The organism is Kiloniella laminariae DSM 19542, assembly GCF_000374005.1.
GTDB lineage: Bacteria > Pseudomonadota > Alphaproteobacteria > Kiloniellales > Kiloniellaceae > Kiloniella > Kiloniella laminariae.
Genome location: NZ_KB893167.1, coordinates 114,768 through 129,013, shown reverse-complemented (window position 1 = coordinate 129,013; position 14,246 = coordinate 114,768). Strand labels below are relative to the sequence as shown.

14 protein-coding genes and 3 tRNA genes are annotated in these 14,246 nt (G+C 51.0%); all 17 read right to left on the bottom strand.

The window, feature by feature from the left end; all coding sequences use genetic code 11:
* Positions 1-2: 2 nt before the first annotated feature.
* The 17 genes from B152_RS0117150 to B152_RS0117070 all read right to left on the bottom strand — a co-directional run bounded on the left by B152_RS0117150 (position 3) and on the right by B152_RS0117070 (position 14,142).
* Positions 3-1,532 (bottom strand): NADH-quinone oxidoreductase subunit M, encoded by a 1,530-nt coding sequence (locus tag B152_RS0117150; RefSeq protein WP_020593666.1) that lies wholly within the window; start codon positions 1,530-1,532, stop codon positions 3-5.
* Between the two features lie 5 nt (positions 1,533-1,537).
* Positions 1,538-3,472, bottom strand: a complete 1,935-nt coding sequence (gene nuoL / locus B152_RS0117145; RefSeq protein WP_020593665.1) for an NADH-quinone oxidoreductase subunit L — start codon at positions 3,470-3,472, stop codon at positions 1,538-1,540.
* A gap of 7 nt (positions 3,473-3,479) precedes the next feature.
* Positions 3,480-3,791 carry an NADH-quinone oxidoreductase subunit NuoK gene (nuoK, locus tag B152_RS0117140; protein ID WP_020593664.1) on the bottom strand — a complete coding sequence of 104 codons (312 nt, stop codon included), beginning with the start codon at positions 3,789-3,791 and terminating at the stop codon, positions 3,480-3,482.
* 2 nt (positions 3,792-3,793) lie between these two features.
* Positions 3,794-4,405, bottom strand: a complete 612-nt coding sequence (locus B152_RS0117135; RefSeq protein ID WP_020593663.1) for an NADH-quinone oxidoreductase subunit J — start codon at positions 4,403-4,405, stop codon at positions 3,794-3,796.
* Between the two features lie 74 nt (positions 4,406-4,479).
* A complete protein-coding gene (gene nuoI / locus B152_RS0117130; protein ID WP_020593662.1) occupies positions 4,480-4,968 on the bottom strand; it encodes an NADH-quinone oxidoreductase subunit NuoI in 489 nt (162 codons plus the stop codon).
* 54 nt (positions 4,969-5,022) lie between these two features.
* Positions 5,023-6,054 (bottom strand): NADH-quinone oxidoreductase subunit NuoH, encoded by a 1,032-nt coding sequence (nuoH, locus tag B152_RS0117125; protein WP_020593661.1) that lies wholly within the window; start codon positions 6,052-6,054, stop codon positions 5,023-5,025.
* Positions 6,047-8,113: an NADH-quinone oxidoreductase subunit NuoG gene (gene nuoG, locus B152_RS0117120; protein WP_020593660.1), complete on the bottom strand. Its 2,067-nt coding sequence runs from the start codon at positions 8,111-8,113 to the stop codon at positions 6,047-6,049. Before nuoG ends, nuoH begins: the two co-directional genes overlap by 8 nt.
* A gap of 9 nt (positions 8,114-8,122) precedes the next feature.
* A complete protein-coding gene (nuoF, locus tag B152_RS0117115) occupies positions 8,123-9,409 on the bottom strand; it encodes an NADH-quinone oxidoreductase subunit NuoF (protein WP_026261660.1) in 1,287 nt (428 codons plus the stop codon).
* Positions 9,402-10,019, bottom strand: a complete 618-nt coding sequence (nuoE, locus tag B152_RS0117110; protein ID WP_020593658.1) for an NADH-quinone oxidoreductase subunit NuoE — start codon at positions 10,017-10,019, stop codon at positions 9,402-9,404. The genes nuoF and nuoE overlap by 8 nt, the downstream gene beginning before the upstream one ends.
* Positions 10,016-11,194 (bottom strand): NADH-quinone oxidoreductase subunit D, encoded by a 1,179-nt coding sequence (locus tag B152_RS0117105; protein ID WP_020593657.1) that lies wholly within the window; start codon positions 11,192-11,194, stop codon positions 10,016-10,018. The genes nuoE and B152_RS0117105 overlap by 4 nt, the downstream gene beginning before the upstream one ends.
* Entirely contained in the window at positions 11,195-11,815 is a 621-nt protein-coding gene (locus B152_RS0117100; protein ID WP_020593656.1) for an NADH-quinone oxidoreductase subunit C, read from the bottom strand.
* Positions 11,816-11,848: 33 nt separating this feature from the next.
* The gene (locus B152_RS0117095) at positions 11,849-12,403 is read right to left on the bottom strand and encodes a NuoB/complex I 20 kDa subunit family protein (RefSeq protein ID WP_020593655.1); all 555 of its coding nucleotides are present in this window, start codon (positions 12,401-12,403) and stop codon (positions 11,849-11,851) included.
* On the bottom strand, positions 12,394-12,765 hold the full coding sequence (locus tag B152_RS0117090) for an NADH-quinone oxidoreductase subunit A (protein WP_033406840.1): 372 nt from the start codon (positions 12,763-12,765) through the stop codon (positions 12,394-12,396). The genes B152_RS0117095 and B152_RS0117090 overlap by 10 nt, the downstream gene beginning before the upstream one ends.
* Positions 12,766-13,026: 261 nt before the next feature.
* Positions 13,027-13,103: transfer RNA gene (locus B152_RS0117085), tRNA-Asp, on the bottom strand.
* Positions 13,104-13,132: 29 nt separating this feature from the next.
* Positions 13,133-13,209: transfer RNA gene (locus B152_RS0117080), tRNA-Asp, on the bottom strand.
* A gap of 449 nt (positions 13,210-13,658) precedes the next feature.
* A tRNA-Val gene (locus tag B152_RS0117075) sits at positions 13,659-13,734 on the bottom strand.
* A gap of 135 nt (positions 13,735-13,869) precedes the next feature.
* Positions 13,870-14,142: an HU family DNA-binding protein gene (locus B152_RS0117070; RefSeq protein ID WP_020593653.1), complete on the bottom strand. Its 273-nt coding sequence runs from the start codon at positions 14,140-14,142 to the stop codon at positions 13,870-13,872.
* Between the last annotated feature and the right edge of the window lie 104 nt (positions 14,143-14,246).

The following is a 14,246-nucleotide window of genomic DNA, read 5'->3' as shown; positions in this document are numbered from 1 at the left end:
CTCTATTGACCAAATACCTGCGCAAACATCGGCGCGGCATTAGAGGCGGTAATGGCTGCCTCGTAGTTGTTGACTAGATTGCTTACAGAAGCAGACATGATGTTCAGGAAGCTTGGCGGATAAATCCCCATCCAGAGCGTGATCAGCAGCAAAGGCAAAAAGATTGCCTTTTCACGCAGACTGAGATCCAGAAGCGATTTCAGATCATCCTTTTCAAGTTTGCCAAACACGACCTTGCGGTAAAGCCAGAGCATATAGGCCGCCCCCAGAACCATCCCTGTCGCGGCAAGTGCGGCAACCCAGGTATTGGCTTTGAAAGCACCAACCAGAACCAAAAACTCACCAACAAACCCGCCTGTACCGGGCAGACCGACAGAGGCCAGCATGAAGACCATGAAGACAAGTGCATAGTTCGGCATCTTTTCAACGACACCGCCATAGCGATTGATCTCGCGGGTGTGCATACGGTCATAAACAACACCAACACAAAGGAAGAGCGCTGCAGAAACAACTCCGTGAGACAGCATCTGGTAGATTGCACCCTCAACGCCCTGCTGGTTTGCTGCAAAGATCCCGATGGTCACATATCCCATATGGGCAACCGAAGAATAGGCAATCAGCTTTTTCATGTCTTCCTGCGCCAATGCCACCAGTGACGTATAGATCACCGCGACAATCGACAGGGCATAAACCAGCGGAGAGAAATAAAGCGACGCATCCGGCATCATTGGCATAGAGAACCGGAGGAACCCGTAAGCACCCATTTTCAGCAGAACACCCGCCAGAATAACCGATCCGGCAGTTGGCGCTTCAACATGAGCATCCGGCAACCATGTGTGAACCGGCCACATCGGCACCTTGACAGCAAAGGAAGCAAAAAATGCAACCCAGAGCCACTTCTGCATCTCTACCGGGAAGCTGTAGGCAAGCAATTCGACGATGTTGGCAGTCCCTGATTCAAAATACATTGCCAGAATGGCAACCAGCATCAGAACAGAGCCCGCCAGGGTATAAAGGAACAGCTTGAATGCCGCGTAGACCCGGCGTTCGCCACCCCAGATCCCGATAATCAGGAACATCGGGATCAGAACACCTTCAAAGAAGACATAGAAGACGACGATATCAAGGGCACAGAACATGCCGATCATCATCGTTTCCAGAATCAGAAAGGCGATCATGTATTCCTTGACGCGTTTTTTAACAGCGCCCCAGGACGAAATGATACAGATCGGTGTCAACAGCGTAGACAGCAGGACAAAAAGAACGGATATCCCGTCGACCCCCATATGGTAGGTCAGACCAAGGGATGGCATCCATTCAACCTGTTCGACAAACTGGAAGTCTGACGTCCCCTGTTCAAATCCGGTCCAGAGGAACAGCGATACCAGAAAAGTCACACCGGAAACCCAGAGGGCTACCCAGCGGGAATTTTTGGCAACGGCTTCTTCATTCTCGCTTCGAACCAGCAGAATGATCGCCAGCGCACCAAACAGTGGTGCAAAGGTCACGATAGATAGAAGATGATCTTGCATAACTCTTACACACCTGCGTTGGTAACAATGTACCAGGTGATCAGGGCAACAACCCCGATCAGCATGGCAAAGGCATAGTGGTAGACATACCCGCTCTGCAGGCGACTTGCCCGACCTGCAAGGCGGCGGGTGAGAGCAGAGACCCCATCCGGACCATAGGCATCAATCACCGCCCCATCACCGGATTTCCACAGGAACCGGCCAAGTTTACGGGCTGGTTGAACGAACAGGAAGTCATAGAGTTCGTCAAACATCCACTTTTTGTAGACAAAGCTGTGAACCGGCTTGACCATGCGAACAAAGGCTGCGGGCAGTCCCGGTGCAAACATGTAGAACACATAAGCCAGTACAATCCCGCTGATAGCAGCGATCAAAGGCACAAGCTTGACCCAGGTCGGCACATGATGCGCGGCCTCAACACTATCGTTTGCTTCCAGAACAAAGATTGCCTCGCCCCAGAATTCAGCTCTCATATCACCAACGAAGTAACTGTAGCCAAGCCAGCCAGCAAACACCGCTCCGAGCGCCAGAACCAGCAGAGGGATCATCATGGTCATCGGAGATTCATGAACACCTTTCATGGTGTGCTCGTCGGCACGGGGATTGCCATGGAAGGTCATGATCAGCAGACGCCAGGAATAGAAAGCCGTCATGAAGGCAGCAGCTGTCCCGGCCCAGAAAGCGAATGTTCCCTGAGTAGAATGCGCGGCATAGGCAGCTTCAAGAATAAGATCCTTGGAAAAGTACCCGGCAAAAGGAGGCAGTCCCGCCAGAGCGATAGAGCCAACCCACATCAGCAGATAGGTTGCCGGAATCATCTTCCAGATCCCGCCCATCTTGCGCATGTCCTGTTCGTGATGCATGGCGTGAATAACCGAGCCCGCACCAAGGAACAACAGGGCTTTGAAGAAAGCGTGCGTCATAAGGTGGAAAATCGCACCACCATAGGCCGACACACCGATTGCAAAGAACATGTATCCCAGCTGGGAACAGGTTGAATAGGCAATCACGCGTTTGATATCAAATTGGGTCAGACCGATTGTTGCGGCAAAGAATGCTGTCGCAGCCCCAACATAGGTCACAACCTCAAGGGCGAAGGGAGCATATTCAAACACTGGCGAGAAACGACAGAGCATGAAGACACCCGCTGTCACCATCGTCGCCGCATGAATAAGCGCGGAAACCGGTGTCGGTCCTTCCATCGCATCAGGCAACCAGGTGTGCAGCCCCAACTGGGCAGATTTCCCCATGGCGCCGATGAACAGCAGCAGACAGATAATCGTCAGCGCATGGCCTTCGAAGTTCAGGAAAGTAATCTGTGCTGTTGAAAGGGCTTCTGCCTGGGGAAAGATCGCCGCGAAATCTACGGTCCCAAAGAGAACATAGACCCCCATGATGCCAAGAGCAAAACCGATATCGGCAACGCGGTTGACCAGGAAGGCCTTGATCGCTGCAGCACAGGCTGACTGTTTTTCGTACCAGAAACCGATCAGAAGGTACGATGCCAGTCCCACCCCTTCCCAGCCAAAGAACATCTGGACCAGATTGGAAGAGGTCACCAGCATCAGCATGAAGAAGGTAAAGAGCGACAGATAGGAGAAAAAGCGGGAAATCGATTTGTCTTCGGACATGTAACCGACTGAATAGAGGTGCACCATGGAGGAAACCACAGTCACAACAATCAGCATGACAGCCGTCAGGGTATCGATATTCAACGCCCAGGAGAGGATGAAATCGCCGGAGTTGATCCAGGTAAAGAGGTCGGTGGAACGGCTGTTGCCGTCCAGAGCCACATCTTTGAAAACCAGAATGGACAGGAAAGCAGATACAAGCAGTAACCCTGTGGTTACAACCTGCGCCCCGCGATCTCCGATAAAGCGCCCGAACAGTCCGGCAATAAAAGCACCGAGCAAGGGCAGAAAGACAATATAGTTTTCCATCGTCAAACTAGCCCTTCATCACGTTGATGTCTTCAACCGCGATAGATCCGCGGTTACGGAAGTAGATCACCAGGATCGCCAGCCCGATCGCAGCCTCAGCGGCTGCAACAGTCAGGATGAAGATCGAGAAGACCTGACCAACCAGGTCACCCAGGTGAGTTGAGAACGCCACAAAATTGATGTTTACGGCAAGCAACATCAGCTCAATGGACATCATGATAACAATGACGTTCTTTCTGTTCAGAAAGATGCCAAAGATACCCATTGTAAACAAAACCGCCGCAACGATCAGGTAATGGGCCAGACCAATTTCTAACATGGTTAGATGCCACTCCCGCTGGATACTTTTTTGATTTCAACGGCCTCTTCACGGCTCCGGTTCACCTGATCGGCAATTACCTGACGGCGGACACCTTCGCGTTTACGCAAGGTCAGCACAATGGCACCAATCATCGCAACGAGAAGGATCATCCCGGAAGCTTCAAAGAGATATACGTATTTGGTGTAGAGGACCTGCCCCAGAGCACGGGTGTTATGCACATCGTCAATCGCCGGGATCGGTACAGAGGCAACCACACTCACATCGGTAGAAACAACGCTGCTGAGGATCAAGACCAACTCAACCAGCAGGACCAGTCCAATCGCCCCACCGATAAAGAGATACTTCTTAAACCCCTGCCGTGCTTTCTCGACATTGATATCAAGCATCATCACGACAAAAAGGAAGAGAACAGCAACAGCCCCGACATAGACCACAACCAGGATCATCGCCAGAAACTCAGCGCCCATCAGGACAAAAAGTCCGGCAGCATTGAAGAAAGCGAGGATCAGGAACAGTACAGAATGTACAGGGTTACGAGCCGTGATAACCATCAGCCCTGCGGCGATGGTAACAGCAGCAAAAACATAAAAGACGAGAGCCTGTATAATCATTTGGCTACCCTTTCTTTACGAGCCCGGTTTCGGCAAACAGTGTTGTATTTTGACACAATCTCAATCCCAAGCTCTTAGCGGTAAGGCGCATCCAGTGCGATGCTCTGGGCAAGTTCAGTTTCCCAGCGATCACCATTCTCGAGCAGCTTGTCCTTGTTGTAGAACAGCTCTTCACGTGTTTCGGTCGCGAACTCAAAGTTCGGACCTTCCACAATGGCGTCAACCGGGCAAGCTTCCTGACAGAAACCGCAATAGATACACTTCGTCATATCGATGTCGTAACGGGTCGTCCGTCGACTGCCGTCATCACGAGGTTCGGCTTCAATCGTAATCGCCTGAGCCGGACAAATCGCTTCGCACAGTTTACAGGCAATGCAGCGCTCTTCACCGTTTGGATAACGGCGCAAGGCATGCTCGCCGCGAAAACGCGCACTGATTGGTCCTTTTTCATAAGGATAGTTCAGGGTTACCTTTGGCTTGAAGAAGTACTTCAAGGTCAGGGCCATCCCGGAAATCAGCTCGGTAAGGAGAAGACTGCGGGCGGGGTTTCTCATAAATGCCATAGTCCTCTATCTCTCCATATTTCTTTTTATTTGTTTGTTATCCATCACCAGGCCTCAATGTGCAGCAGGTAACAGGTCGAAGCCAACCAGCACGCCCGCCGTCAAGAGCACCCAGAAAAGAGTGAACGGCAGGAATACTTTCCACCCCAGACGCATCAGCTGGTCATAGCGGAAACGCGGGAATGTGGCACGAACCCAGAGAAAACAGAAAAGAACAAAAGCGATTTTCAAAGAAAACCAGATTGGCCCGGGGATCCAGTTGAACGGTGCAATATCAAATGGAGGCAACCAGCCACCCATGAAGAGGATTGCAGCCATGGCGCTCATCAGGATCATGTTCGCGTATTCCCCAAGGAAGAAGAGCGCAAAGCTCATCGAGGAATATTCAACCATAAAACCAGCAACAATCTCGGACTCGCCTTCCGGCAAATCAAAAGGAGAACGGTTGGTTTCAGCCAAAATGGAGATGAAAAAAATCACGAACATCGGCAGAAGTGGAAAGGCATACCAGTTAAGCAAGCCGTAATCGCCCTTCTGTGCCATCACGATATCAGACAGGTTCAAAGACCCGACACACATCAGCACAGTGATAATCACAAGTCCCATGGAGACTTCGTAGGAAACCATCTGGGCCGCAGAGCGCAATGCCCCGATGAAGGGGTATTTAGAGTTCGATGCCCACCCCGCCATGATCACCCCGTAAACACCGAGAGATGAAATAGCAAAGAGGTAGAGAATTCCAACATTGATGTCACTGACAACCAGACCTTCGCCAAAAGGAATAACCGCCCAGGCAACAAGGCTGAGAATGAAAGTAAGCATCGGGGCCATGATGAAAACAATCCTGTTTGCCCCGGAAGGCATGATTGTTTCTTTCATCATCAGCTTTACAGCATCGGCAAAAGGCTGCAACAGGCCAAAAGGACCAACCACGTTGGGTCCCTTGCGCAGCTGCATCGCACCAATCACCTTGCGCTCAGCCAACGTCAGGTAGGCCACCGCAATCAACAGAGGTCCGACGATTGCCATGATCTGTGCAACGATAATAATCGTCGGCAGAGCGTATCCTTCCCAGAGTTCAGCCATTTGTTCCAGTAGCTCCCTGCTCTTTGCCCAATACAAACTGTGCTGTACAGGCAGACATCGTTTCGGATGAACGGCTGATTGGATCAGTCATATAGAAGTTCTCAATTGCCAGAACAAACGGGTCCGAGCTGATCTCTCCCTTGTCTGAGGCCTTATCATTCCAGTCACTCTGGCCAATCTGGTCAACCGCAGCAAAAACCGGATTGACTTCAATCAGGCGCTGACGAAGCTGACCAAGGTTGTCATAAGGCAATGCCTCACCAACCTGTTCCGAGAGAGCTCGGATAATGGTCCAGTCTTCTCGTGCTTCGCCCGGAGGGAATGCAGCCAGACGTCCCAGCTGTACACGACCTTCAGTATTCACATAGGTACCGTTCTTTTCGGTATAGGCAGCCCCCGGCAGAATGACATCTGCAACCGAAGCTCCTTTGTCACCATGATGCCCCTGATAGATCACAAAAGCGTCTTTCAGCTTTGAAACATCAAGTTCATCAGCCCCGAGCAGATACACAGCCTTGATCTTACCTTTTTCAGCAGCAGCAAGTGTTGCCTCGACATCAAGGCCTTTCTTGCCGGGGACAAATCCCAGATCCAGGGCAGCAACCCGAGAGGCCGCTGTATGCAGAACGTTAAAACCGTTCCAGCCTTCGTGAACCAGATCAAACTTTTTACTAATTTTCTTGGCCAAAGCGAAAACCCCAGCACCGTCTTTACGTGCCAGAGCGCCCATTCCAAGAATGATCATCGGTTTCTTTGCGCCTTCAAGAACTTTGGCAAAGGCATTTTTACCCTCAGCAACTTCCTTGAGTGTGTCAGGACCCGCCCCAAGATAATCGTAATCATAAGTCAGATCGACCGCTTCCCCAATGACACCAACTTTGAGCGCACCAGTCAGGAAACGCTTGCGAAGACGGGTATTGATCAAAGCAGCTTCCCAACGCGGGTTACTACCGACGATAAGAACGGCGTCCGCCTCTTCAATACCGGCAATAGAGCTGTTGAAAAGATAATCAGCCCGGCTTGAAGCATCCAGTTTGGCGCCGTCCTGGCGACAATCAATATTCTCGGAGCCAAGGTTCGCCATCAGATCCTTGAGCGCCAGCATTGATTCTGCATCACAAAGATCACCGGCAAGAGCTGCAATTTCAGTACCTTTAAGGCCTGTGATCTTGTCTTTGATCACCGCAAAAGCTTCATCCCAGCTCGCCGCACGCAGTTTGCCATCAACACGAACATAAGGACGGTCAAGACGCTGGCGCTTCAGACCATCGGTAATGTAACGGGTTTTATCGGTAATCCACTCTTCATTCACATCTTCATGAATACGGGGAAGAACACGGAGAACTTCTCGCCCACGAACATCGATGCGAATGTTGGAACCAAGCGCATCCATCACGTCAATGGAGTTGACTTTTTTCAGCTCCCAGGGACGGGCGTTGAAAGCATAAGGCTTGGACGTCAGGGCACCAACCGGACAGACATCAACCAGGTTTCCGGAAAGTTCGGAATTAACTGCCTTCTCCAGAGTGGTGATCTCGACTTTTTCACCGCGATGAAGCAACCCGACTTCCTCGATACCGGCAACTTCGGTGGAGAAACGCACACAGCGGGTACACTGGATACAACGGGTCATGATCGTCTTGATCAAAGGCCCCATGTATTTTTCTTTAACCGCGCGTTTGTTTTCCTTGTAGCGTCCGTGATCAAGACCAAAGGCCATGGCCTGATCCTGCAGGTCACACTCACCGCCCTGGTCACAGATCGGACAGTCAAGCGGGTGGTTGATCAGCAGGAATTCCATCACGCCCTTGCGGGCTTTTTTCACGAGATCGGTATCGGTTTTAATAACCATGCCTTCGCCCACAGGCATCGCACAGGATGCAATGGGCTTCGGCGCCCGTTCCATTTCCACCAGACACATCCGGCAGTTTCCTGCAACGGACAGACGTTCGTGGTAACAGAAGCGGGGAATTTCCGCTCCGGCAAGTTCGCAGGCCTGAAGCACTGTCAGGCCGTTAGCGACTTCGATTTCCTTGCCGTCAATCGTCAACTTTGGCATCAGTATCTCCTATTCCGCGGCCCGGCGAGCTTGCTTGTATGCCTCAATCCGTTTTTCCATCTCGGGACGGAAATTGCGGATCAACCCCTGGATTGGCCAGGCAGCAGCATCACCAAGTGCACAGATGGTATGACCTTCAACCTGCTTGGTAACATCCCAAAGCATGTCAATCTCGTCGACATCAGCCTCACCGCGAACCATGCGTTGCATCAGACGGAACATCCAGCCGGTTCCTTCGCGACACGGTGTGCACTGACCACAGCTTTCATGCTGATAGAAGTGTGACAGGCGGCAGATCGCCTCAATCACATCCGTAGACTTGTCCATCACAATAACCGCAGCTGTCCCGAGACCGGAACCTGCTTCACGCAGGGCGTCAAAGTCCATTGTCATGGTATCGCAGACATGTTTTGGCAACATCGGCACCGAAGATCCACCTGGGATCACCGCAAGAAGGTTATCCCAACCGCCACGGACGCCACCGGCATGTTTTTCGATCAATTCTCGCAACGGAATGCTCATGGCTTCTTCAACGTTGCAGGGACGGTTTACATGGCCAGAGATCGAGAAGATCTTGGTTCCGGTATTGTTTTCCCGTCCGAACTGCTTCCACCAGTCTGCACCACGGCGCAGGATTGTCGGAGAGACAGCAACCGTTTCAACGTTGGTCACCGTTGTTGGGCAACCATAAAGACCACAGGCAGCAGGGAAAGGAGGCTTCAGACGAGGCTGGCCTTTTTTACCTTCAAGGCTTTCCAGAAGCGCGGTTTCTTCGCCGCAAATATAGGCCCCTGCCCCGCGATGAACATGCACATCAAAAGCCCATCCGGAGCCACAGGCATCCTTGCCGAGCAACCCGGCTGCCCGGGCTTCTTCAACTGCAGTTTCAAGACGGGTTGATTCGAGGTAATACTCGCCCCGAATATAGATGTAAGCCGTATGAGCCCCCATCGCAAAACCAGCAATCAGACATCCTTCGATCAGACGGTGCGGATCATTACGCATGATCTCGCGGTCTTTACAGGACCCTGGTTCGGACTCATCCGCGTTCACAACAAGATAACTTGGACGCGACTGATCTTCCTTGGGCATAAATGACCATTTGATACCTGCAGGGAAACCCGCACCACCACGGCCACGCAACCCGGAGTCTTTCATTCGGTTGACAATTTCCTCACGTCCCAGCGCAACCAAAGCATGGGTGTTATCCCAGATGCCACGTTTCTTGGCACCTTTGATACCCCAGTCATTCTGGCCATAAAGGTTGGTAAAGATACGATCCTTATCTTCAAGCATCTGCATCGCCACCCTCCTTCAGGGTTGTTCTCTCGCCCTCAGGGGCAGAGGTCAGACGTCCGGTCTGTGACCCGATCGCGACCTCCTTGCCTGCCCGCAACTCGTCAATAATTCTCGAGATGCTTTCAACTGTCAGGTCTTCGTAATACCAGTCATTGATCTGCACCATCGGCGCATTACAGCAGGCACCTAGACACTCGACCTCAACAACAGAGAAGAGACCATCTTCGCTGACATCTCCGGCCTTGCTCACGCCGATTTTCTCAAGCGCAGCCTTGAGGATCTCTTCGGATCCGCGCAGCCAGCAGGGTGTGGTACGACAAACCTGGATAAAATAAGTCCCGACAGGTTTGAGATTGAACATGGTATAGAAAGTCGCGACCTCATGCGCACGGATAGGCGCGATGTCGAGATATTCAGCAACATACTCAATGGCTTCAGGTGGCAACCAGCCGTCGTTCTGCTTCTGAGCCAGATAGAACATACTGATAATTGCACTGGCCTGACGGCCTTCGGGATATTTTGCGACGAGTTTTTCGGCTTCGCGAAGATTCTCTTCGGTAAACTTGAAATCGCCGGTTTTTGCTTTTGGAAAACTACTGGTTTTCATCGGTCGACCTCGCCGAACACGATATCCATGGATCCGAGAATTGCGACACTGTCAGCCAACATATGGCCACGGCACATGTAATCCATGGCCGCCAGATGGGCAAATCCCGGTGCTTTGATTTTGCAGCGGTACGGTCTGTTTGATCCGTCAGCAACAAGATAGACACCGAACTCTCCCTTGGGAGCTTCTACGGCTGTATAGGTTTCCCCTTCTGGCACGTGGAATCCTTCGGTATAGAGTTTAAAGTGATGGATCAACGCCTCCATCGAACGCTTCATATCATCGCGTCGAGGTGGAGTGACCTTGTGATTAGGCGCCAGAACAGGCCCTTCAGGCATTTTTTCGATGCACTGCTCAATAATCCGCTGGGACTGGCGCATTTCCTCGATGCGAACGAGATAGCGATCAAAACAGTCCCCGTTTTTACCAACCGGGATATCAAAATCAATCTCGTCATAGCAATCATAAGGCTGTGACTTGCGAAGATCCCAGGCGATACCGGAGCCCCGGAGCATCGGACCAGAGAAACCCCAGTCCATCGCTTCATCAAAATTGATCGTGCCGATATCGACAGTACGCTGACGGAAAATCCGGTTTTCCGTAAGAAGTCCCTCAAGGTCATCAAGAAAGGCCGGGAACTGCTCACAGAATGTCAGGATATCAGCAAGAAGACCTGCGGGCAGATCCTGATGCACACCACCGGGACGGAAATAAGCTGCATGGAGTCTTGCACCACAGGCTCTTTCGTAAAACTCCATCAGTTTTTCACGCTGCTCGAAACCCCAGAGAATTGGGGTCATCGCGCCAACGTCAATTGCGAAGGTCGTGATATTCAGAATGTGGTTCAGAATACGGCCGATCTCGCAATAAAGGACCCGGATATACTGGCCGCGTTTTGGCACCTCGATGTTCAGCAGCTTTTCAATAGCCAGGGCATAAACATGCTCCTGGTTCATTGGTGCGACATAATCGAGACGGTCAAAATAAGGCAAAGCCTGCAGATAGGTCTTGTATTCGATCAGCTTCTCGGTGCCGCGATGCAGGAGTCCGATATGCGGATCTGCCCGCTCGATGATCTCGCCATCCATTTCCATAACAAGGCGGAGAACACCGTGTGCGGCTGGATGCTGCGGACCAAAGTTGAGCGTAAGCGGCTTGATTGTAGCTTCAGCCATTTAAGCAGCGCCCCCTTCTTTTTCCTTCTCGGCTTTCTCGTCACCGGGAAGCTGGACAATCCCTTCCCAAGGGCTGGAGAAATCAAAGTTACGGAACTCCTGACTGAGCTTGACCGGCTCATAGACAACACGCTTTTGCGTTTCGTCATACCGGACCTCGACATAACCAGTCAGCGGGAAATCCTTGCGCAGAGGATGCCCCTCAAAACCATAATCTGTCAGGATACGACGCAGATCGGGATGGTTGGCAAAGAAGATGCCGTACATATCCCAAACTTCGCGCTCATACCAGATTGCGGAACTGAAAAGAGAAGTAGCCGAGTCAACCGGCTCTTCTTCGGTCGCAGCAATCTTGACCTTGATCCGCTGATTATGTGTCAGCGAAAGAAGACAATAGACAAGTTCAAAACGCATTTCACGGCTGGGATAATCCACAGCCGTTACTTCTGCCAATTGCCGGAACTGGCAATTCTGATTGTCTCGAAGGAACTTCAACACCTTGAGAAGCGTATCTGGTTTTGCCCAGAGAACGAGTTCGTCGTTCTTAAGCTCTGTGCCAGTAATCGCTTCTCCCAAGGCGGAGGCGATATATTCGCCCAAGTCCAATAAAGCCTGATTCATATAGTTCACCAGTTTTTTGGGATGCCGTTAGGCTTACCTGCGGAACTTCGCGGTACGTTTGATTTTCTTCTGCAGCTGCAAGATACCATAGATCAATGCTTCAGCAGTTGGAGGACAGCCAGGAACATAGATATCCACCGGAACAACACGGTCGCATCCACGCACCACGGAATAGGAATAGTGATAGTACCCTCCCCCGTTGGCGCAGGACCCCATGGAGATCACCCAGCGCGGCTCCGGCATCTGGTCATAGACCTTGCGCAATGCCGGCGCCATCTTGTTGGTCAGAGTTCCAGCAACGATCATAACATCAGACTGACGCGGAGAAGGTCGGAAAACCATCCCGAAACGGTCCATATCATATCGGCTACAGGCCGCATGCATCATCTCAACCGCACAGCAGGCGAGACCAAAGGTCATCGGCCACAAAGAACCTGACTGGGCCCAGCCTGTCAGCTTGTCCATCTGTGCGAGAACGAAACCGCGTTCTGCCAGTTCCTCACCAACACTTTTCAGGATGAGATCCTGTGCTGGCCCAGGAGGCAGAGGCGCTCCTTCCTTGAGAGCCGGATTAGAGATTACTCCCATTCCAAAGCCCCTTTCTTCCATTCGTAAGCAAACCCGATCGTCAAGATAACCAGAAAGATCACCATCGACCAGAAACCGAACAGGCCGACATCACTCAGTGAGACGGCCCAGGGAAACAGGAAGGCAACTTCAAGGTCAAAAATAATGAAGAGGATTGCTACCAAGTAGAAGCGAACATCAAAGCGGCCACGCGCATCGTCAAATGCCTCGAAGCCACATTCATAAGAACTGATCTTTTCTGAATCGGGGTGCTGCTTTGCCATGATGACGGAAGCCATCATCATAACGATAGCAAGACCTACCGCAATTCCGAGGAAGATCAGAATTGGCAGATATTCTGCCAACATCCCATCTAAGCCCATCTCTCCAATACAATCTACACAATGGGAATTGCGTAAATCGCCTTTCATGTCGAAAATGACAAGATGCCTTAACCGGCCCTATTTTTTTGGTACGTACTTAATATCGCCCATAGGCGACATAAGCAAACATAGAATCGCCACAATTCCTAAAAAAATCGTGTATTCCGAGTAAAGGAATCAAGTATAACCCGAAGCAGACCATGTTGCCTCAAGTTCTTTAAATAAGTATTATTTTCGAAGGGAATATATTTTGAGAAGTGATGGCGAGGATGACGAGACTTGAACTCGCGACCTCTGGCGTGACAGGCCAGCGCTCTAACCAACTGAGCTACACCCCCGCAGCAGGTGCCATCGATGAACGGTTGTATGGCGAGGATGACGAGACTTGAACTCGCGACCTCTGGCGTGACAGGCCAGCGCTCTAACCAACTGAGCTACACCCCCACAAACCGTCCCTGCGGACGAGGGTTTGTTTAATGTAGTGTCCTGCCCCTGTCAAGCAACTGAATCCAATTTCGAAAGTTTTTTTACAGCTTTTCTGAATAAAGTCACAAAAAGGCAGAAAATCCTTTTACTTCAATAGAATGACGAATCGATTTACGGGGAATAAAAGCAGCAATCCAATGCCCGAAACAGTGGAAAACAGAATCCTTTTTCCCTCTGCTATCAGAATAAACATGGGTCAGAATAAACCCGGGGAAGCGATACAGTGAATAGCCCCCAGAAACAGTTACGGACTTTCCAACAATTAAATAGCCCCTCGCCTTCGAAAAGAAAGCCGCTTCTCAAAAGAAGTACAGCCTTTTTTGCCCCTCTTCACCATACTACCAAGGAGCCATAATAAAGACGCAAAAAAAGCGCTTCACGAATGAAGCGCTTTTTATCAAGACGTCTGGTGGGCGATGACAGGCTCGAACTGCCGACCCTCTCGGTGTAAACGAGATGCTCTACCAACTGAGCTAATCGCCCACCAGACGTCCCGTCTGATGAAGGAGCTTTTAAGGTGATTCGCCGGGCATGGCAAGAGGAAAATATGACAAAATAAAAAAAAACCGGCTGGCATAGTGCCAACCGGTTTTTTCTAATAGCTACAAACAGTTAAACTTAGTTTACAGCGTCTTTCAGGCCTTTGCCTGCTTTGAACTTTGGCTGCTTGGAAGCAGGGATCTGGATAACCTCACCTGTACGTGGGTTACGACCCTGTGAAGCTGCCCGAGCTGCAACACTGAAAGTACCGAAGCCAACAAGGCGAACCTCATCACCACCTTTCAGTGCATCTGTCACAGCGTCAAAAACGCCATCTACAGCTTTGCCAGCATCTGCTTTAGACAGACCAGTTTTCTCTGCAACTGCAGCGACCAAATCATTTTTATTCATGTTGACCCCCCCTCTATTTAAACGGGATAAGTTTGAAAAATGTCTCACGACTTCTTGATTGTGCGGTGATTGTAGATCGCTTCCTATCTCGACGTCAATGTAAG